This window comes from Alkalicoccobacillus gibsonii, from assembly GCF_016798245.1.
Taxonomy (GTDB): Bacteria; Bacillota; Bacilli; order Bacillales; family Bacillaceae_D; genus Alkalicoccobacillus; species Alkalicoccobacillus gibsonii.
In genome coordinates this window covers 1,007,028-1,027,395 of sequence record NZ_JAEUZA010000001.1, presented here as the reverse complement: position 1 = coordinate 1,027,395, position 20,368 = coordinate 1,007,028, and the positions used below count along the sequence as shown (strand labels likewise).

Genomic DNA, 20,368 nt, shown 5'->3' with positions numbered 1-20,368 from the left:
TAGAACGTTAGGAGGGTAAAGCTTGAGCAAGAATGTCACATCTATTACAGAAAGCCTAGTGACACCAATTTTAGCTGAACTCAATCTTGAACTTGTTGATATCGAGTACAAGAAAGAGGGGCCTAATTGGTTTTTACGTGTGTTTATAGATTCCGATTCAGGCATTGATTTAGATGATTGCGGAACTGTGAGTGAGCGTTTAAGTGAAGAGTTAGACCGTACGGATCCGATTGTGGAGGCGTACTTTTTAGAAGTATCCTCACCTGGTGCAGAACGGCCATTAAAGAAAGCGTCTGACTTACAAAAAGCAGTTGGAAAATACATTGCAATCTCAACCTATGAACCGGTTGAAGGACAAAAAGGGTTTGAAGGCACTTTACATGCGTTTGATGGAGAGACGCTCCAGATTGAAGTCACCATTAAAACAAGAAAAAAAGTGTATGACATCCCATATAAAAAAGTCGCTAATGCGCGTTTAGCCATTCAGTTTTAAGAAAGGCCCAAGTTTGAAAGGGGGAATAAACCATGAATACTGAATTTATGGAAGCATTATCTACGCTGGAGCACGACAAAGGAATCAAAAAGGACATTATTATTGAGGCCATTGAAGCTGCTCTCATTTCTGGATACAAACGTAATTTTAATCAAGCGCAAAATGTTCGTGTTGACGTGAATCGTGACAACGGAAGCATTCGTGTTTTTGCGAGGAAAGTAGTTGTTGAGGAAGTATTTGATGCACGTTTAGAGATTACTTTAGATGAGGCACATCAAATGAATCCGAACTATACGTTAGACGACATTATTGAAATCGAAGTCACTCCAAAGGACTTTGGACGAATTGCTGCGCAAACGGCAAAACAGGTTGTTACACAACGCGTACGTGAAGCAGAACGTGGAATTATCTATTCTGATTTTATTGACCGCGAAGAAGACATCATGACTGGAATTGTTCAACGTCAGGACCATCGCTTTATCTATGTGGATCTTGGAAAGGTAGAAGCACTTCTACCACTTAACGAACAAATGCCTAATGAGTCTTACAAGCATAACGACCGTATGAAGGCGTTTATTACTAAGGTAGAGAAAACAACAAAGGGACCACAAATTCTTATTTCAAGAACGCATCCTGGTTTGTTGAAGCGTCTATTTGAACTTGAAGTGCCAGAAATTTATGATGGTACAGTTGAAATCAAGTCGGTCTCACGTGAAGCGGGCGATCGTTCTAAGATTGCTGTTCACTCTGATAACCCAGAAGTAGATCCAGTTGGAGCATGTGTTGGACCTCGTGGTCAGCGCGTACAGACGATTGTGAATGAATTAAAAGGTGAAAAGATTGATATTGTAAAATGGTCTGAGGATCCTGTTGAGTATGTAGCAAACGCGCTTAGCCCATCAAAAGTTGTTCGTGTAAACGTCAACGAAGCAGATAAAATGACTCAGGTCATTGTACCAGATTATCAATTATCACTTGCTATCGGGAAACGTGGACAAAATGCTCGCCTAGCCGCAAAGCTTACGGGATGGAAAATTGATATTAAAAGTGAATCAGAGGCTGAAGAGTCAGGTTTGTTAGAACAAAAGAACTTTGAGCCGGTTCCAGAGCGTGACGAAAATACGTTTTTAGAATCTACTGATTATACTTCTGATGAACGGGAATAAGAGTTAAGAAGGAGATGGACCTTTGAGTCAGCGTAAGATTCCTCTTAGAAAATGTGTAGTAACCAATGAGATGAAACCTAAGGGTGAACTTATTCGTATTGTTCGCTCAAAAGAAGGGGACGTCTCTCTTGACCCTACTGGTAAGAAGAATGGCCGCGGAGCATATTTAACGAATGAAGAAGAGATCTTTTTACTTGCAAAGAAAAAAGATGTCCTCTCCAGACATTTGAATGTGTCCGTAACCCCTGAAATATACGATGAACTGCTTGCTTCACGTCCTAAAGGGAAAAACGGAATATGAGTAATCAAGATCAAAAGTGGATCTCTCTCCTTGGACTTGCTGCTAGAGCTCGTGAGATTGTAACTGGGGAAGAGATGGTTTTACAAGATGTCCGTAAAAAACGAGTGTGTCTTGTACTGCTTGCCGCAGATGCATCAGAATCAACGGCTAAAAAGGTGAAAGATAAATGTAGCCATTATCATATTCCAGTTAAACAAGTGGCAGACCGAACCACTCTCGGTTCAGCAATAGGAAAAGCAGAGCGCGTAGTCATTGGTATTAAAAACAGGGGATTTGCTGCAAAAATAACCGAATTATTGGACCAATGAATGTGGAGGTAAGTATATGAAAAAAATGAGAATATATGAATATGCCAAAGAACATAATCTACAAAGCAAACAACTAATTGATCAATTAAAAGGTATGGGTGTGGAGGTTTCAAATCATATGTCTGTAGTTGACGAAGATACATTAAAAAAAGCCTCTAACCAAGGAGCACAATCAAAACCGGCGAATTCAGCACCGAAGCAACAGAACCGTCCAAACCAAGATAATAAAGCTCAGGGTGGACAGTCACAAAATAAACCAGCCGCTAAGAAACAAGGCGGAGGTCAACGTCCGAACAACCAAAATCGGAATCAGCCTCAAAACCGTAATAACAACAATAACCGCAATCGTAATCGTAATAATAACCAACGCAATCGTAGCCAGCAGCCTGTTAAACAGATGCCATTACCGGAGAAAATTACGTTTACAGGTTCACTATCTGTGAGTGAACTGGCAAAAGAGCTTCACCGTGAAGCCTCTGAAATTATTAAAAAACTAATGGGTCTTGGTGTAATGGCAACCATTAACCAAGAACTAGATAAAGATACAATTGAATTGATTGCAACAGACTACGGTGTGGAAGCTGAAGAAATCATTCCAGTGGATGAATTAGATATTGATAACTACAATGCTGAAGATTCGTCTGAAGAGCTTCAAGAGCGTCCGCCAGTTGTAACAATTATGGGTCACGTTGACCATGGTAAAACAACCCTTCTTGACTCAATTCGTAATACAAAGGTAACGGCTGGAGAAGCTGGTGGGATCACTCAGCATATCGGTGCGTACCAAGTTGAAACAAATGGTAAAAAGGTTACATTCCTTGATACTCCTGGTCACGCTGCATTTACAACGATGCGCGCACGTGGGGCTCAGGTAACTGATATCACCATTCTTGTAGTAGCAGCAGACGATGGTGTAATGCCTCAAACAAAAGAAGCGATTAGCCATGCGAAAGCTGCTGGAGTACCAATCATCGTTGCGGTGAATAAAGTGGATAAAGAAGCGGCAAATCCAGACCGTGTTATGCAAGAATTAACAGAGTATGAGTTAGTTCCTGAAGCATGGGGTGGAGAAACCATCTTTGTAAACGTATCTGCAATTAATGGCACAGGAATCGATGAGCTTCTTGAGATGATCTTACTTGTGGCTGAAGTGGAAGAATTAAAAGCAAACCCTGAAAAACTGGCTGTTGGTTCTGTTGTAGAAGCTCAGCTTGATAAAGGTCGCGGACCAGTTGCTACGCTTCTAGTGCAAGCTGGAACACTTAATGTGGGAGATCCACTTGTTGTAGGAAACACGTTTGGTCGTGTTCGTGCACTTGTCAATGACCTAGGTCGTCGAGTGAAATCAGTTGGACCATCTACACCGGTTGAAATTACAGGACTGAATGATGTTCCACTTGCAGGAGATCAATTCCAAGCATTTAAAGATGAGAAAAAAGCTCGTCAAATTGGGGAAGCTAGAAATGCGCGTCATCGTGATGAAACACGTACTGAAACATCACGCGTATCTTTAGATGACCTGTTTAACCAGATCCAACAAGGGGAAGTTAAAGATATAAACATCATTATTAAAGGTGATGTTCAAGGTTCTGTAGAGGCTATGCGAGGATCTCTAGAGAAGATTGAAGTTGAAGGTGTGAAAGTAAACATTATTCATACGGGTGTTGGAGCGATCGCTGAATCAGATATCATTTTAGCGTCTGCATCGAATGCGATTGTTATTGGCTTTAACGTTCGTCCAGATGTAAATGCGAAACGTACGGCTGAAGTTGAAAAAGTTGATGTTCGTCTTCACCGTGTTATTTATAATGCGATTGATGAGATTGAGTCAGCAATGAAGGGTATGCTTGATCCGGAATACGAAGAAAAAGTAATTGGTCAAGTGGAAATCCGCACAACATTTAAAGTGTCCAAAATCGGTATGATTGCCGGTTCTTATGTGACAGAAGGTAAGATCTCTCGCAACTCTACGGTCCGTTTAATTCGTGATGGTATCGTTATTTACGAGGGTGCAATTAATGCTCTAAAACGCTTTAAAGATGACGTGAAGGAAGTTGCAGCTGGTTACGAATGTGGAATCACGCTCGAAAACTTCAACGACATTAAAGAAGGCGACCAAATTGAAGCCTACGTAATGGAAGAAATCGTACGGAAATGATTATAGGTGCTGTCCGATGTGAGCTATTCATTTACGAGTCTGGTTCATTAAAAGCCAAGCGAGCAGTGATTAAAAGTTTGCTGACTCGCTTAGGACAGCGTTACAATCTTTCTGTTTCCGAAACGGACTATCACGATTTGTGGCAGCGTTCCGAAATTGGCCTTGTAGTTGTGTCCACCACCAAAAAACGGTGTGAGCAAGAGCTACAAAAAGCATTAGCCTTAATTGATGCAGATCCCGATTCAGAACGAACCCTAACAGAAATGGAATGGCTATAGCCAACAATGAGGTGACTTATGAGTAAAGTTCGTGCAAACAAAGTAGCAGAACAAATGAAAAAAGAACTAAGTGATATCATGCTTCGTGGCTTAAAAGATCCACGAGTAAAGTTTGTAACAGTTACTGGTGTGGATGTAACAGGTGACCTTCAGCAAGCAAAAGTGTTTATCACTGTTCTTGGAAGTGAAGAAGAAAAAGAAGCAAGCTTAAAAGGCTTAAACAAAGCAAAAGGGTTTTTACGCTCCGAGGTAGGAAAACGAATCCGCTTGCGTAAAACGCCTGAATTAGAATTTGAAATCGATTCGTCGATCGAGTACGGTAACCGAATTGAATCGTTGCTGTCAGACTTAAATCGCAGCAATGATTCAAACTAAGTAGAAGGATAGCGGAGCATAATGCTTCCTATCCTTTTTTTTGCAGTTTACATTGTCAAACAAGGAGTGCGAATGCGAATGGTACCAACAGGAATTCTACCACTTATTAAACCAGCAGGAATGACGTCACACGATTGTGTGTATCGTATTCGCAAGCTGTATCAAACAAAAAAAGTCGGACATACTGGTACATTAGACCCTGCTGTAACAGGTGTACTCCCTATTTGTATTGGAAGGGCTACGAAAGTGGCTGAATACATGTCTGACTTTGGAAAGACCTATGAAGCTGAGGTTACATTAGGTTTCTCCACAACAACAGAGGATGCAGAAGGTGAGATGGTTGAACAAAAGCCTGTAACCCAAACGTGGACAGACGATCAGCTTAAAGAAACACTGTCTTCTTTTTTAGGTGAACAAGTACAAATCCCACCAATGTATTCAGCTGTTAAAGTGAATGGAAAACGATTATATGAATATGCACGAGCTAATCAAACCGTTGAACGACCAAAACGACTGATCACTGTTCATGCCATTCGTTTTGATGGTGCCAGTCAGGTTCAAGAAGGTACATATACTATTCGTTTTACTGTAACATGTAGTAAGGGGACGTATATTCGAACGCTTGCAGTCTCAATTGGTGAAGCATTGGGTTACCCAGCACATATGTCAAAGCTTGTGCGTACAGCGTCAGGTCCATTTGAGCTATCCGAATGCATAAGCTTAGATGAACTTAGCGAGATGGAAATGGATCAAAGGTTACATCAACTTCTTCCTTTTGAACGCGCATTAGAAGGGTGGAAAACGGTTGACGTTCCTGCTGACATCGAAGCAAGAATTCGAAATGGTGCCGTTCTTTCAACTGATGAGTTAAAAACAACAGAGCGTGTTGTGGTTTATTCCGAGTCAAATGAGCTCCTAGCAATCTATAAACCACATCCGGAGAAACCAGGCAGAATGAAACCTGAGAAGATCTTGTTTGAGCCTACAGAGCAAGCTGCTAGAAAGGATCAGGAACGATGAAAACAATCTATTTAAGTCACCCCATTGATGATTCAGAAACCCTTTCCGTTCCTTCAGTGTTTGCTTTAGGATATTTTGATGGAGTTCACAAAGGCCATCAGCATGTGATTCGTCAAGCGGTATCATATGCCAAAGAACATGGTCTTGAAAGTGCAGTGATGACCTTTCATCCGCACCCTAAAGAAGTCTTAATGCAGCTTGAGCAGCCGATGCATTTTCTAACACCTCTCCCTGAAAAGCTTGAACGAATTGCCGAGCTAGGTGTTGATCGCACGTATGTGGTAGAATTTAATCAATCATTTGCAAACTTGCTACCACAGGAGTTTGTCGACCACTATTTAATGGCTTTAGGTGCCAAACATGTTGTTGCAGGCTTTGATTTTACCTATGGAAAAAAGGGCAAAGGAACGATGGTCACGATGCCTGATCATGCACAGGGTAGATTTAGTAGCCTAGCCGTACCTAAGGTAGAAAGAGAAGGGATAAAAGTGAGCTCAACTGCATTAAGAGAGTTATTACAAGAAGGTAAGGTTGCAGAGATAAAGGATTTATTAGGTGAGCCTTATCAAGTGAAAGGCACCGTTGAAGACGGTGAAAAGAGAGGTAGAACCATTGGGTATCCTACAGCCAATGTGAAGCTGAATCAGCGTTACATTATTCCGAAAACTGGAGTATATGTGGTTCAAGTAAAGCTACACGACAAGGTGCTTGTTGGCATGTGTAATGTTGGTTATAAGCCAACGTTTCATGATGAAAAACCTGATAAGCCTTCGATTGAAGTACATTTGCTAGATTTTAATGAGCAAATCTATGGTGAAACACTCACCATTACTTGGATTGAACGAATTAGAGATGAAGTGCGATTTAATGGGATTGATGAGTTAAAAGCACAGCTTGCTCTAGACAAAAAACAAACAGAAGAGATTGCACGAACAATCAATCGTTAGTTGTTACGCTTTACCCTTGCAATATAGAGTGAAGCCATGTATAGTAATTGTTGTACTTATGTACAAAGCCGTTTCTTGGCAGGACGCTTCACCAACGTCTGCTAGGAATCCGGATATAATCTAAAGGAGGTGAATAGGATGGCATTATCACAAGAGCGTAAAAATGAGCTTATCGCTACATTTAAAACGCATGACACGGACACTGGTTCTCCAGAGGTTCAAGTGGCTATCCTTACAGAGCAAATCAACACACTTAATGAGCATTTACGTACTCATAAAAAGGATCACCATTCAAGACGTGGTCTTTTGAAAATGGTTGGTTCGCGTCGTAACTTATTAACGTACCTACGTAATAAAGACGTAACGCGCTACCGTGATCTAGTTGACAAGCTTGGCTTACGCCGATAAACATGACAAAAAGCGGGGACTTGTTCCCGCTTTTTTCTTGGTTAGATGCTAATTTGTAAAATCATAATTATGCTCATCACAAATGCTGGTCATACTAGGATGAGCGTCATTTATTCTGTGCAAGAGAGGAGTACGCGCAAATGGAACAAGGTAAACAAGAATTTTCAATGGAATGGGCAGGACGCACTTTGACAATTGAAACAGGTCAACTTGCTAAGCAAGCAAACGGTGCTGTACTTGTTCGTTATGGAGACACTGCCGTACTATCTACAGCTACAGCGTCTAAGGAACCAAAGGATCTTCCATTCTTCCCACTTACTGTGAACTATGAGGAGCGCTTATATGCAGCGGGTAAAATCCCAGGTGGATTCATTAAACGAGAAGGTCGCCCAAGTGAGCGCGCCATTTTAACAAGTCGTTTAATTGACCGTCCGATCAGACCGTTATTCCCAGACGGATTCCGTAATGAGGTACAGGTTATCAGTATTGTTATGAGTTCAGATTTAAATGCGTCATCTGAGATGGCTGCTATGATCGGTTCTTCAATGGCATTATCAATCTCTGATATTCCTTTCGCAGGACCGATAGCTGGTGTGACGATTGGTCGAATTGATGAAGAATTTATTATCAACCCTTCTACTGATCAATTAGCTAAAAGCGATCTAAACCTAGTCGTTGCTGGAACGAAAGAAGCCATCAACATGGTTGAAGCAGGAGCACAGGAGCTTTCTGAGGAATTAATGCTTGAAGCCATCATGTTTGGTCATGATGAAATCAAAAAGTTAATTGCTTTCCAAGAAGAAGTAGTTGCTCAAGTTGGAAAAGAGAAAAAAGAAGTCGTTCTACGGACAACGGATGCTGAGCTTGAAGCGAAAATTCGCAAATTAGCTGAGTCTGAACTAAAGCAAGCTGTTCAAGTTCAAGAAAAACATGCTCGTCAAGAAGCAATTGACGCTGTTATCCAAAAGACAATTGAACCGTTTGAAGAAGACGAAGAAGTATCTATTTCTGAAGTAAAAGAAATTCTTCAGAAGTTTGTAAAAGAAGAAGTAAGACGTTTAATTACAGTCGAAAAAGTACGTCCTGATGGACGAGCTATTGATGAAATCCGTCCTCTTTCTTCACAAGTTGATTACTTAACAAGAACACACGGATCAGGGCTGTTCACTCGTGGACAAACTCAGGCACTTAGTATTTGTACATTGGGTGCATTAGGAGATGTACAAATTCTTGATGGTCTTGGTTTAGAAGAGTCTAAGCGTTTCATGCATCACTATAACTTCCCTCAATTTAGCGTTGGTGAAACAGGTCCAATTCGTGCACCTGGCCGTCGTGAGATTGGACACGGAGCACTAGGTGAGCGTGCACTTGAAGCCGTTATTCCATCTGAGGAAGACTTCCCGTACACGATTCGTTTAGTATCAGAAGTTCTTGAATCAAATGGTTCTACATCGCAAGCAAGTATTTGTGCAAGCACACTTGCCATGATGGATGCTGGGGTTCCAATTAAAGCACCTGTAGCCGGTATTGCCATGGGTCTAGTTAAACACGAAGAGCATGTTAGTGTTCTAACTGATATTCAAGGCATGGAAGATGCACTTGGAGACATGGACTTTAAAGTAGCAGGAACAAAAGATGGAATCACTGCCTTGCAGATGGATATTAAGATTTCAGGAATTGATCGCACGATTTTAGAAGAAGCGCTAGCTCAAGCAAAACGCGGTCGTATGATAATCCTTGAGAACATGCTATCAGCCATCAGTGAGCACCGCACAGATCTTTCAGCTTACGCTCCTAAGATCATGACGTTAAAAATCAATCCTGATAAAATTCGTGATGTGATTGGACCAAGTGGTAAGGTGATTAATCAGATCATTGAGGAAACAGGCGTTAAGATTGATATTGAACAAGATGGTACTGTCTACATCTCTTCTACTGAAAAAGAGATGAATGATAAAGCACGCAAAATCATTGAAGATATTGTTCGTGAAGTACAGCTTGGCGAAACATACCTTGGTAAAGTGAAACGAATTGAAAAATTCGGTGCGTTTGTTGAATTATTCAAAGGTAAAGACGGCTTAGTTCACATCTCTCAACTTGCTGAAGAACGTGTTGGTAAAGTAGAGGATGTTGTGAAAATTGGTGATGAGATCTTAGTTCGTGTGACTGAAATCGATAATCAAGGACGTGTGAACCTTTCTCGTAAAGTCATTCTGAAAGAAGAGAAAGAGAAACAAGCTGAAGCAAAACAATAAGATGTAAGACAAGAAGGACTGGATTAGTGCCAGTCTTTTTCGTATTTCTATCGTTCTACCTTGTCCTCCTCCTGCATACATTCGGTGTTGAGGAGGTTTTGTTATGAAAAAGGGTATCATGCATTGTGGTTTAGTCTTATTATTAGTTCTTTTAACAGCTGGTGCACTTCAAAATCCGTTTTCACTTTCATATGTTGATGCAATTAGACAGACACAGGCAGAAGCTGTTTCAGCCAAAGAGGACGCTCTATATCAAGAGATCATAGAAGAAGCAAAGGCATATACGATTCCTCCTGAGGATGCGAGAGTAGATAAAGTTTGGAAGGCGGTTCCCGGTATAAATGGTGTACAGGTTGACGTTCAAAAATCGTATGATAAGATGAAGGAGCTTGGAGAATTTAAAGCAAGTTTGCTTGTATTTAAAGAAGTTGAGCCCGAAATACATTTAGATGACCTTCCTCCCTCTCCCATCTACCGAGGTAACGATCAAAAGCAAATGGTTAGCTTGCTTGTAAACGTTGCTTGGGGAAATGAATACATTCCTGACATCTTAAAAACAATGAAACGTTATGATGTCCAGTCCACTTTTTTTCTGGACGGATCGTGGGTCCAAAATAATCCCAACGTTGCAAAAATGATCTATGAAGAAGGTCATGAAATAGGGAGTCATGCATACTCTCATCCAGATATGCAAACCATTTCAAAAGCAGAAATCGTTGATCAGCTAGAGCGAACTAATGATGTCATTGATGCCACATTGGGTGTGACACCTAAATGGTTTGCACCACCGAGTGGGAGCTTTTCAGACACAGTTGTAAATGAAGCGGCAAAACAAGAGATGCATACCATTCTTTGGTCTGTCGATACAGTGGATTGGCGAAAACCACAACCACAGGAAATGGTTCAGCGAGTGCTTGGAAAGGTGCATCCAGGAGCGATGATCTTGATGCATCCGACTGATTCATCTGCTAGAGGGTTAGAACAGCTACTCGCAGGTATAAAAGAAAAAGGATTTGAAATTGGCACGGTGTCCGACTTATTAGCTGAAACGCGTACGGAGTTTCCAAAGCCAACGGACAAAAGTAGGGGGTCAGAGATTGATACAGAAGATTGATTTACCAAATGGCGTTCGAATGATTGTCGAGCCTATCTCAACCGTTCGATCGGTTTCAATGGGCATTTGGGTTGGAGCGGGTTCAAGACATGAAACAGAAAAAGAGAATGGCTTGTCTCACTTGCTCGAGCATATGTTGTTTAAAGGAACAGAAACAAGAACACCACATGATATTGCGGAAGCATTTGATCAAATAGGTGGGCAGGTAAATGCGTTTACTTCGAAAGAATATACGTGTTACTATGCAAAAGTGCTTGATGAGCATGCTGGCATTGCGCTAGATGTATTGCAGGATATGTTCTTCCACTCCACATTTGATGAGGTCGAACTTGAAAAAGAGAAAAATGTCATCCTTGAAGAGATTCGTATGGTGGAAGATACACCTGATGACCTTGTACATGAGCTGCTAAGCGAGGCTTGTTACGGCAATCACCCACTAGCTTATCCAATTTTAGGTACGGACGAGCGACTGGCTTCATTTACATCAGATGATTTACGTTCGTACATGAATCGTTACTATACGGGGGATTATGTTGTCATTTCTGTAGCTGGAAATGTAAATGATGAATTAATTGAGCAATTAAAGACAACATTTTCTAAAGTGAAGCCGACAGATTCTAAACTCATAGAGAGTAATATCCTAACCATACCTGAATTTGTGCAAGAAAAACGAATTCGTGCAAAAGATGCGGAGCAAGCACATTTGTGCATCGGATATAATGGATTATCTATTGAAGATCCGACGATTTATTCATTAGTTCTTTTAAATAATACATTTGGTGGAAGTATGAGTAGTCGTTTGTTCCAAGAAATTCGTGAAAAGCGAGGCTTGTGTTATTCTGTTTTTTCTTATCACTCATCTTTTTCAGACAGTGGATTGCTAACCGTTTATGCGGGAACGGGAATCTCTCAGCTAGACGAGCTTGTAGAGGCTGTACATCATACAACTCAAGAGATGGCGTCTGGTGGGATGTCGGCTAAAGAACTAAAGAATGGGAAAGAACAGCTTAAAGGAAGCTTGATGCTTAGTCTAGAAAGTACAAACAGCCGAATGAGCCGAAATGGTAAAAACGAGCTAATGCTAGAAAAACATAAATCTCTTGATGAGATGCTAGATGAAATTAATCGCGTCACGCTTGACTCTGTAAATGAACTAGCTGCACATATCTTAACATCTAAACCTGCCATATCCCTTGTTAGTACAACGGGTGAATGGCCACAAGCATTAAAAGGATAACAACAAAGATCAGTCTTAATTAGGACTGGTCTTTTTTTGTTTGAAATCTCATAAAGTATACAAAGAAGCGTACTTGTGAGGGGAGCGATGAAGATGAGACTAAGTGAAATTTCGAGTAAGGAAATTGTTGATTATCAAAAAGGAGAGCGGTTAGGTGTTTTAGGGCAAACCGATCTGTTAATTAATGAAGAAACAGGTGAGATTACAGCCTTTATGATTCCTACCTCACGATGGTTTCAGTTTGGAAAAAAGGAACAGGTTGTGACAGTCTATTGGCAGCAGATTAAGAAGATTGGGGAAGATATGATAATTATTGATGTTGGATCTGTTACAACATAGTGTTATTTACTGTTTAGATGAGCATGTGTCATTTGGGTTGAAGCCCAAATGGCACATTTTTTCATTTCAGAAAGATTCACTGATTAATACTCCTTACATATGATGAATGCAGATAACCGCACTAGACATCAGTCTGTATGAGCTCTTTTATAGACTCCTGACTAGTTCATAAAGGAGGGTTTGTGTGTTAACGGATAAACATATTTTATTAATAGGCGGAGACGCCAGACATTTAGAGATTATTCGTACATTATCTACATTAGATGCTAAAATTTCGCTCGCTGGCTTTGAACAGCTGGATGACGGGTTTATTGGTGCTTCAAAAATTACATTGGACGACGTCGATTGGTCCACAGTTGATGCCATTATTTTACCGGTTAGTGGTATGAGTGCAGATGGTTGGATTGAAACCGTCTTTTCAAATGAAACACTCTCACTGACACTTGACCAGTTAGAAAAGACGCCAGCGCATTGTACGATTTACACTGGAATTAGTAATGATTTTTTGGATCAGCTTCATCAAAAAGCAAAAAGGCCACTTGTCAGGTTAATGGAGCGTGATGACGTAGCTATCTTTAATTCGATCCCTACTGCTGAGGGGGCCTTAATGATGGCTATTCAACATACTGATTTTACGATTCACGGTGCGAATGTGGCCGTTCTAGGTTTTGGCAGAATTGGCATGACTATAGCAAGGAGCTTTGATGCGATTGGGGCAAATGTAAAGGTTGGAGCTCACGATTCTGCCTTACTTGCACGAATTAGTGAAATGGGCTTAAAACCCTTTCATACAAAACACATCTTAACAGAATTAAAAGATGTCGATATTTGTATTAATACGATTCCTTCTCGGATGATCACCGCACGGGTACTCGCTGAAATGCCGCTCCATGCTTTCATCATTGACCTTGCATCAAAACCAGGAGGCACAGATTTTAGGTACGCAGAGAAACGAGGAATGAAAGCCATGCTGGTTCCTGGAATGCCAGGAATTGTTGCACCAAAAACAGCTGGGAAAATACTAGCTACCATTCTTGCTGATCAATTAAAGAGTGACGACGAGGAGGATGCATCATGAATTTAAAAGGTAAACATATTGGATTTGGGTTAACAGGTTCTCATTGTACGTATAGCGAAGTACTTCCACAAATGAAGAAGCTAGTTGAATTAGGAGCGAAGGTTACACCTTTTGCAAGTTATACAGTAGAAACAACAGATACGAAATTCGGTGACAGTGAAGACTGGTTACGTCAAATTGCAGAAATTACTCCAGAACCGTTAGTGAACTCGATCGTCAAAGCAGAGCCATTTGGTCCAACTACACCGCTAGACTGCATGGTCATTGCTCCTCTAACTGGGAATTCAGCAAGTAAGTTCGCAAATGCACTTACAGATAATCCAGTATTAATGGGAGCGAAAGCGACTCTTAGAAATGGGAAGCCTGTTGTCCTTGGAATCTCAACAAATGATGCACTTGGATTAAACGGTGTGAATATTATGAAGTTAATGGGAGCTAAACATATTTACTTCATCCCATTTGGTCAAGATGCTCCTGATAAGAAGCCAACGTCAATGGTTGCAAGAATGGAAGCCCTCCCAGCTACGGTTGAAGCAGCACTTGAATCAAAGCAAATTCAACCCGTCATTGTTGAAAAGTATCGAGATTAGTCAGCGGAGGTTGCACAAAAATCCTTTTTCCCGTAAAGTTTAATAGAGTATAGGCGTCATGCCAAAGAGAATATGAACTTGTTGGATGGGAAGGGAGAAAGATTCATGTCAAAAAATGGTTATCATATCGCGGTAGTTGGAGCAACAGGTGCAGTAGGACAACAAATGCTTGCCACACTTGAAAAAAGAGCGTTTCCTATTGCAAGTTTAAAGTTATTGTCTTCAAAGCGTTCGGCAGGAAAAGAGCTCTCTTTCAAAGGAACAACGTATACTGTGGAAGAAGCAACACCTGAATCGTTTGAAGGTGTCCAAATTGCTTTATTTAGTGCAGGGGGTTCTGTTTCTAAAGCGTTGGCTCCAGAAGCAGTAAAGCGAGGAGCAGTCGTCATTGATAATACGAGCGCTTTCCGTATGGATACAGAGGTGCCATTAGTTGTACCAGAGGTTAATCCAAAAGATCTTGAGTGGAATAAAGGGATTATTGCAAATCCAAATTGTTCAACCATTCAAATGGTTGCGGCTCTTGAACCGATACGTCAAAAAGTCGGCTTGAAGAAAGTTGTTGTTTCAACGTATCAAGCTGTGTCAGGCGCAGGTCTCGAAGCAGTGGATGAGTTGAAAACACAAACGGCTGACCTTCTTGCTGGAAAAGAAGCAAATCCAGAAATACTTCCGGTTGGTGGAGATAAAAAGCACTATCAAATTGCCTTTAATGCAATTCCGCAAATTGATGTGTTTCAAGAAAACGGCTACACGTTTGAAGAAATGAAAATGATCAATGAAACAAAAAAAATTATGAACATGGCTGAGCTTGAAGTAGCTGCTACATGTGTTCGTCTTCCAATTGAAACGGGTCATTCAGAATCTGTATACATTGAGACAGAACAAGGAGGGCTATCTGTTGCTGATTTAAAAGAGTTACTCGACGCAGCACCAGGCGTTACTCTACAAGATGATACAGCGAATCAAGTATACCCAATGGCTGCACACGCTGTTGGCAAAGACGATGTGTTTGTAGGCCGTATTCGTAGGGATCTAGATCGTGCAAATGGGTACCATTTCTGGGTTGTCTCCGATAACTTACTAAAAGGTGCAGCACTAAATTCAGTTCAGATTGCTGAATCTCTTATTCAGCAAGATCTATTATCATAAGAAGAGTGTGAGCTATGAAATTAATCGTTCAAAAATTCGGAGGAACCTCCGTTAAAGATGATCAAACAAGAAAATTGGCAGCAAATCATGTTCGTAAGGCAGTAGAAGACGGAATGAAAGTTATTGTCGTTGTATCAGCAATGGGTCGCACAGGCGACCCCTATGCAACGGATACGTTACTTGGCCTAGCAAGTTCGACACTCGATAAGCGTGAGCAAGATTTATTAGTTTCATGCGGAGAGGTCATTTCTTCTGTTGTCTTTAGTGATCTCTTGCAATCCTATGGATTAAAAGCTCAAGCTATGACTGGTGCACAGGCTGGTTTTAGAACGAATGATGAATTTTCCAATGCGAAAATTCTTGATATGAAATCTGATCACTTACGTGGCCTTCTTGCTCACCAAGATGTGCTAGTTGTTGCGGGCTTCCAGGGACAATCAAAAACAGGCGAAACCACAACACTTGGTCGAGGTGGAAGCGATACTTCTGCAACCGCATTAGCTGCGGCAGTGAATGCAGAATGGGTCGATATCTTTACAGATGTGGAAGGGGTTATGACTGCAGATCCCCGTATTGTTGAAAAGGCAAGACCACTAGAAGTCATGACCTATAATGAAATATGTAATATGGCCTATCAAGGTGCTAAGGTTATACATCCACGTGCAGTTGAAATAGCAATGCAAGCTAAGATTCCAATTCACATTCGTTCTACGTATTCAGAAAATAAAGGTACGTTAATCACAACGATGAATGCAAGTGGTGCAGGAAGTGATGTTCAAGAGCAGCTCATTACAGGTATTGCTCATTTAGCGAACGTCACACAAATTAAAGTAGCTGCTCATGATGGTCAGTATGATGTACAGGAAAAAGTGTTTAAATCAATGGCGATGGAAAAAATCAGCGTTGACTTTATTAACATTTCACCTAGTGGAGTTGTGTACACGGTAATGGACGCAGCAGCTGACCGAGCAATTGAGACACTAACTAAACTAGGATTTAAGCCTGAAGTACAACGGAATTGTTCAAAGGTTTCTGCTGTTGGTGCTGGAATGACTGGCGTTCCTGGTGTCACAGCGAAGATTGTCAGTGCGCTGTCATCTGAGAATATTCAAATTCTGCAGTCTGCGGATTCTCATACAACCATTTGGGTTTTAGTGAAGAATGAAGATATGAGTAAAGCCGTTAATGCCCTTCATCACATGTTTCAACTTGAGGAAGCAGGACTCGGACAAGAATTGTTATCCGGAACTGAAGGAGAGTGAACAGATGGACTTCGGTCAGATTGTAACTGCTATGGTCACTCCTTTTGATGAAAAAGGAGAGCTTGATTTAAAAGCCAGTGCCGAATTAATCGACCACTTGATTGCTACGGGTACAGAATCAATTGTTGTGGCTGGAACAACAGGAGAATCTCCAACACTCACAACGGATGAAAAGCTAAAACTATTTGAATTTGTCATTCAGCACACGAACAAGAGAGTTCCCGTCATACTAGGGACTGGAACAAACGATACGGCGACTTCAATCAAGCTCTCAAAGCATGCAGAGAGACTAGGAGCCGATGCGATCATGGCTGTTGTTCCTTACTATAATCGTCCAAACCAGGCTGGAATGATTGCACACTTCAGTGAATTAGCAGCGAATGTGTCTCTACCCATTATGCTGTATAATGTTCCACATCGTACCGGTGCCCATATGCTTGATGAAACAGTCATTACTCTTTCAAAAGTCGAGAATATTGTTGCGATAAAAGAGGCAAGTGGCGACTTGGAGCAGATGGCATCAATTATAGATGGGACAGATGAGCAATTTACTGTGTATAGTGGTGACGATTCGCTAACCTTACCTGCTCTCTCAATCGGGGCGAACGGAGTGGTGTCAGTAGCTGCTCATGTGATAGGCAATGAAATGAAAGAGATGGTAAGGGCCTTTACATCGGGTGATACAAAGCGTGCAGCAACACTTCACCTGAAGCTACTTCCAAAGATGAAAGCATTATTCTTAACACCTAACCCAGTCTGCGTGAAGCATAGACTCGCACAAATTGGACTGAATACCGGAGGGACTAGGCTACCATTGGTGCCTCTTACACTAGAAGAAAAAGCAAAGGTTGATTCCTTTTTTGTGTAATTCATTTAACCCGACTCGTTGTAGTCGGGTTTTTTGTTTGTTATGGTTCTATCTTGTCTTTCATTAGAAAAATAAGGTATACTGATTCTAAGTGATGCGTTCGGGTGCTTATCAAGGATTGATAAGTGGAAGAAGAATGGAACAAACAGTGGAACGGAATCGACCAGGCGACCTATCGAGGAAGCCGATATTGACTTGAATTATTGATGTGTATATATGTATAGGAGGAAAGACCATTGTCGAAGCAGATTAATGAGAAAATTCGCGTATTTGCCCTAGGTGGCGTAGGCGAAATCGGAAAGAATATGTACGGGGTAGAAGTAGACGAAGACATCATTATTATTGATGCGGGCTTAATGTTTCCAGATGATGATATGCTGGGCGTAGACATTGTGATTCCAGACATTACTTATCTAACAGAACAAGCAGATCGAGTAAAAGGAATTATCTTAACACACGGTCACGAGGACCATATTGGCGGATTATCATACGTACTCAAAAAAGTAAACGTACCCGTATATGGGACAAAACTAACGCTTGGTCTTGTTGAAGAAAAGTTAAAAGAAGCAGGAATTTTACGTTCTGTAAAATTAAAAACCATTGATGCTAAATCCAGAATTAAAGTTGGATCAACATCTATATCCTTCTTCCGGACAAGCCACAGTATTCCGGATTGCGTAGGTGTATGTGTAGAAACGTCCCAAGGTGCGATTGTACATACAGGTGACTTTAAGTTTGATCAAACACCGGTTGACGGGAAACAAGCGGATATCGGCAAGATGGCCAATATTGGTCATAAAGGTGTACTTTGCTTGCTTTCTGATAGTACAAACGCTGAGCGTCCAGGTACAACAAAATCAGAGTCTGAAGTAGGCGCTGGTATTACTGAAGTGTTCCAAAAAACTACGGGACGTTTAATCGTGACATCGTTCGCATCAAACGTACACAGAATTCAGCAGATTATTGAAGCAACTTCAAAAGCGAACCGTAAGCTAGCCATCGTTGGAAAAAGTATGATTCGAGTGATCTCGATTGCTACACGTTTAGGTTATTTAAGTCCTCCGAAGGATTTAATTATTGAATTAGATGAAGTAAACAAATACAAGCCTGAACAAATTGTTATTTTAACTACGGGTAGTCAAGGAGAGACCATGTCCGCGTTAACGCGTATGGCAAAAGGAGCTCACCGTCAAATTACGATTAACGCATATGATACAGTGATCATTGCTGCATCAGCCATTCCTGGTAACGAAAAATCAGTTTCAGCTGTTATTGATAAGCTACACCGCATCGGAGCAGACGTAGTGTATGGTTCTTCAAAAGTTCATGCATCCGGTCACGGTAGTCAGGAAGAGCTAAAGCTCATGTTAAACCTGATGAAACCAAAATATTTCTTGCCTGTTCACGGAGAAATCAGAATGCAGCACGCTCACCGTCAATTAGGTTTAGGTGTCGGCATTCCTGATGAGAATATTTTTATCATCGAAAAAGGTGAAGTGATTGAATTTACCAACAAACAAGCACGTCGCGCAAGCAAAATTCCTTCAGGAAACGTCTTAATCGACGGCCTAGGAGTTGGGGACGTTGGAAACATTGTTTTACGTGATCGTAGACTGCTATCAAAAGACGGGATTCTTGTTGTAGTTGTTACATTAAATAAGAAAACAGGAACAATTGAATCTGGACCAAACATTATCTCTAGAGGATTTGTTTATGTTAGAGAATCAGAGCAGTTGCTTGAAGATGCGAATGAGCTTGTAAGTGACATCCTAAAAAAATGTATGTCTGAAAAAGTGAGTGAGTGGTCTTCTCTGAAAAGTAACGTAAGAGAAGGACTAAGCAGACATTTATATGAAAAAACAAAAAGACGTCCAATGATCCTTCCGATTATTATGGAAGTGTAAAATAGGTATCACTAAGGCAAATGATTCTAGTATGAATCATTTGCCTTTCGTTTTGCCAAGGGCCAACGCATGACATTCTTTCTTCCGAACATACTACGTGTATGTGACGAAAAAGGAGAGTGTTGGCATGAACGAAAAAACGGAACAACAGCCAAACGGTGAAAAAAAGTCATCATTAGTCGAAAAGATTCAAGAACTAGGTCAGACAAATGTGCCCGAGATGGAAGCATCCAATATTCACTGTCTAGTGGTGATCGGACAGATAGAGGGACATATGCAGTTACCCCCTCAAAATAAAACAACAAAATATGAGCATATCATTCCACAACTTGTTGCTGCGGAACAAAATTCCAAGATTGAAGGATTACTTATTATTTTAAATACAGTTGGAGGCGACGTGGAAGCAGGACTTGCCATTTCAGAGATGATTGCATCTATGTCAAAACCATCAGTGACCTTGGTTCTCGGTGGAGGACATTCGATTGGTGTTCCTATCGCTACAGCATCCGACTATTCATACATCGCTGAAACGGCGACGATGACCATTCATCCCATTCGTTTAACGGGAATGGTGATTGGTGTACCACAGACCTTTGAATATTTGGATAAAATGCAAGAACGGGTCATTAAGTTTGTTACTGCACACTCAAATATTACAGAAGAAAAATTCAAGGAGCTGATGTTTTCAAAAGGCAACTTAACAAGGGATATTGGCACGAATGTCATTGGAACGGATGCTGTGGATTCCGGCTTAATTAATGAAGTAGGCGGTATTGGAAAAGCAATGAAAAAGTTAAATCAACTGATTGAGGAAAATAAACAGGGAGAAATGGTTCAATGATTTTGTATACGATGACTCCTTATGATGAAATTTTCCCTCCAACCGATCAGGATTTTACCCAACATCAAACAATTCCGATTAATGGCGGACAACTTGTTGTTGAACCAATTCAAGACGGGCGATTTAAGGTTGTTCGTCTTGTTTCAGGAGACGTCGGGCTCTATTTGCAAGATCAATTTTCTCCAGGAGCAATAATTGACGCAAATCATCTAATTTAATTGCTCGTACGCCTAATAGATTATGCTATAATAATAGCCATCGAATACATGAAAAG

Annotated in this window: 22 protein-coding genes; all 22 read left to right on the top strand. The window is 41.0% G+C overall.

Annotation, left to right across the window (positions count from 1 at the left end; all coding sequences use genetic code 11):
- The first annotated feature begins 22 nt into the window (after positions 1-22).
- The 22 genes from rimP (at position 23) to JNO66_RS05480 (ending at position 20,312) form a co-directional block, all read left to right on the top strand.
- Positions 23-493, top strand: coding sequence for a ribosome maturation factor RimP (rimP, locus tag JNO66_RS05585; protein ID WP_203087203.1), 471 nt, complete (start codon positions 23-25; stop codon positions 491-493).
- A 32-nt stretch (positions 494-525) separates the two neighbouring features.
- Positions 526-1,659: a transcription termination factor NusA gene (nusA, locus tag JNO66_RS05580; RefSeq protein WP_203087202.1), complete on the top strand. Its 1,134-nt coding sequence runs from the start codon at positions 526-528 to the stop codon at positions 1,657-1,659.
- A gap of 22 nt (positions 1,660-1,681) precedes the next feature.
- A complete protein-coding gene (gene rnpM, locus JNO66_RS05575) occupies positions 1,682-1,960 on the top strand; it encodes an RNase P modulator RnpM (RefSeq protein WP_203087201.1) in 279 nt (92 codons plus the stop codon).
- Positions 1,957-2,268 carry a YlxQ family RNA-binding protein gene (locus JNO66_RS05570; protein ID WP_203087200.1) on the top strand — a complete coding sequence of 104 codons (312 nt, stop codon included), beginning with the start codon at positions 1,957-1,959 and terminating at the stop codon, positions 2,266-2,268. Before rnpM ends, JNO66_RS05570 begins: the two co-directional genes overlap by 4 nt.
- 16 nt (positions 2,269-2,284) lie before the next feature.
- On the top strand, positions 2,285-4,426 hold the full coding sequence (gene infB, locus JNO66_RS05565) for a translation initiation factor IF-2 (protein ID WP_203087199.1): 2,142 nt from the start codon (positions 2,285-2,287) through the stop codon (positions 4,424-4,426).
- Complete coding sequence (locus JNO66_RS05560) at positions 4,423-4,704, top strand: DUF503 domain-containing protein (protein ID WP_203087198.1); 282 nt, start codon at positions 4,423-4,425, stop codon at positions 4,702-4,704. Before infB ends, JNO66_RS05560 begins: the two co-directional genes overlap by 4 nt.
- Positions 4,705-4,722: 18 nt before the next feature.
- Positions 4,723-5,079 carry a 30S ribosome-binding factor RbfA gene (rbfA, locus tag JNO66_RS05555; protein WP_203087197.1) on the top strand — a complete coding sequence of 119 codons (357 nt, stop codon included), beginning with the start codon at positions 4,723-4,725 and terminating at the stop codon, positions 5,077-5,079.
- A 78-nt stretch (positions 5,080-5,157) separates the two neighbouring features.
- Positions 5,158-6,099, top strand: a complete 942-nt coding sequence (gene truB, locus JNO66_RS05550) for a tRNA pseudouridine(55) synthase TruB (protein ID WP_203087196.1) — start codon at positions 5,158-5,160, stop codon at positions 6,097-6,099.
- Positions 6,096-7,046 carry a riboflavin biosynthesis protein RibF gene (gene ribF, locus JNO66_RS05545; protein WP_203087195.1) on the top strand — a complete coding sequence of 317 codons (951 nt, stop codon included), beginning with the start codon at positions 6,096-6,098 and terminating at the stop codon, positions 7,044-7,046. Before truB ends, ribF begins: the two co-directional genes overlap by 4 nt.
- A gap of 138 nt (positions 7,047-7,184) precedes the next feature.
- Entirely contained in the window at positions 7,185-7,454 is a 270-nt protein-coding gene (gene rpsO / locus JNO66_RS05540; protein WP_203087194.1) for a 30S ribosomal protein S15, read from the top strand.
- A 140-nt stretch (positions 7,455-7,594) separates the two neighbouring features.
- Positions 7,595-9,709 carry a polyribonucleotide nucleotidyltransferase gene (gene pnp / locus JNO66_RS05535; protein WP_203087193.1) on the top strand — a complete coding sequence of 705 codons (2,115 nt, stop codon included), beginning with the start codon at positions 7,595-7,597 and terminating at the stop codon, positions 9,707-9,709.
- 103 nt (positions 9,710-9,812) lie between these two features.
- Positions 9,813-10,823 carry a polysaccharide deacetylase family protein gene (locus JNO66_RS05530; RefSeq protein WP_203087192.1) on the top strand — a complete coding sequence of 337 codons (1,011 nt, stop codon included), beginning with the start codon at positions 9,813-9,815 and terminating at the stop codon, positions 10,821-10,823.
- Positions 10,807-12,060: a M16 family metallopeptidase gene (locus JNO66_RS05525; protein WP_373367152.1), complete on the top strand. Its 1,254-nt coding sequence runs from the start codon at positions 10,807-10,809 to the stop codon at positions 12,058-12,060. The genes JNO66_RS05530 and JNO66_RS05525 overlap by 17 nt, the downstream gene beginning before the upstream one ends.
- Positions 12,061-12,153: 93 nt before the next feature.
- Positions 12,154-12,399 carry a YlmC/YmxH family sporulation protein gene (locus JNO66_RS05520; RefSeq protein ID WP_203087191.1) on the top strand — a complete coding sequence of 82 codons (246 nt, stop codon included), beginning with the start codon at positions 12,154-12,156 and terminating at the stop codon, positions 12,397-12,399.
- A 184-nt stretch (positions 12,400-12,583) separates the two neighbouring features.
- Positions 12,584-13,477: a dipicolinic acid synthetase subunit A gene (gene dpaA, locus JNO66_RS05515; protein WP_203087190.1), complete on the top strand. Its 894-nt coding sequence runs from the start codon at positions 12,584-12,586 to the stop codon at positions 13,475-13,477.
- On the top strand, positions 13,474-14,067 hold the full coding sequence (locus JNO66_RS05510) for a dipicolinate synthase subunit B (protein ID WP_203087189.1): 594 nt from the start codon (positions 13,474-13,476) through the stop codon (positions 14,065-14,067). The genes dpaA and JNO66_RS05510 overlap by 4 nt, the downstream gene beginning before the upstream one ends.
- A gap of 105 nt (positions 14,068-14,172) precedes the next feature.
- Positions 14,173-15,219 (top strand): aspartate-semialdehyde dehydrogenase, encoded by a 1,047-nt coding sequence (gene asd, locus JNO66_RS05505; RefSeq protein WP_203087185.1) that lies wholly within the window; start codon positions 14,173-14,175, stop codon positions 15,217-15,219.
- A 14-nt stretch (positions 15,220-15,233) separates the two neighbouring features.
- Complete coding sequence (gene dapG / locus JNO66_RS05500; protein ID WP_203087184.1) at positions 15,234-16,481, top strand: aspartate kinase; 1,248 nt, start codon at positions 15,234-15,236, stop codon at positions 16,479-16,481.
- A gap of 4 nt (positions 16,482-16,485) precedes the next feature.
- A complete protein-coding gene (gene dapA / locus JNO66_RS05495) occupies positions 16,486-17,349 on the top strand; it encodes a 4-hydroxy-tetrahydrodipicolinate synthase (RefSeq protein ID WP_203087179.1) in 864 nt (287 codons plus the stop codon).
- Positions 17,350-17,585: 236 nt separating this feature from the next.
- Positions 17,586-19,253, top strand: coding sequence for a ribonuclease J (locus JNO66_RS05490; RefSeq protein ID WP_203087174.1), 1,668 nt, complete (start codon positions 17,586-17,588; stop codon positions 19,251-19,253).
- A gap of 127 nt (positions 19,254-19,380) precedes the next feature.
- Positions 19,381-20,094 (top strand): ClpP family protease, encoded by a 714-nt coding sequence (locus JNO66_RS05485; protein ID WP_203087173.1) that lies wholly within the window; start codon positions 19,381-19,383, stop codon positions 20,092-20,094.
- A complete protein-coding gene (locus JNO66_RS05480) occupies positions 20,091-20,312 on the top strand; it encodes a YlzJ-like family protein (RefSeq protein ID WP_203087172.1) in 222 nt (73 codons plus the stop codon). Before JNO66_RS05485 ends, JNO66_RS05480 begins: the two co-directional genes overlap by 4 nt.
- The last annotated feature ends 56 nt before the right edge of the window (positions 20,313-20,368 follow it).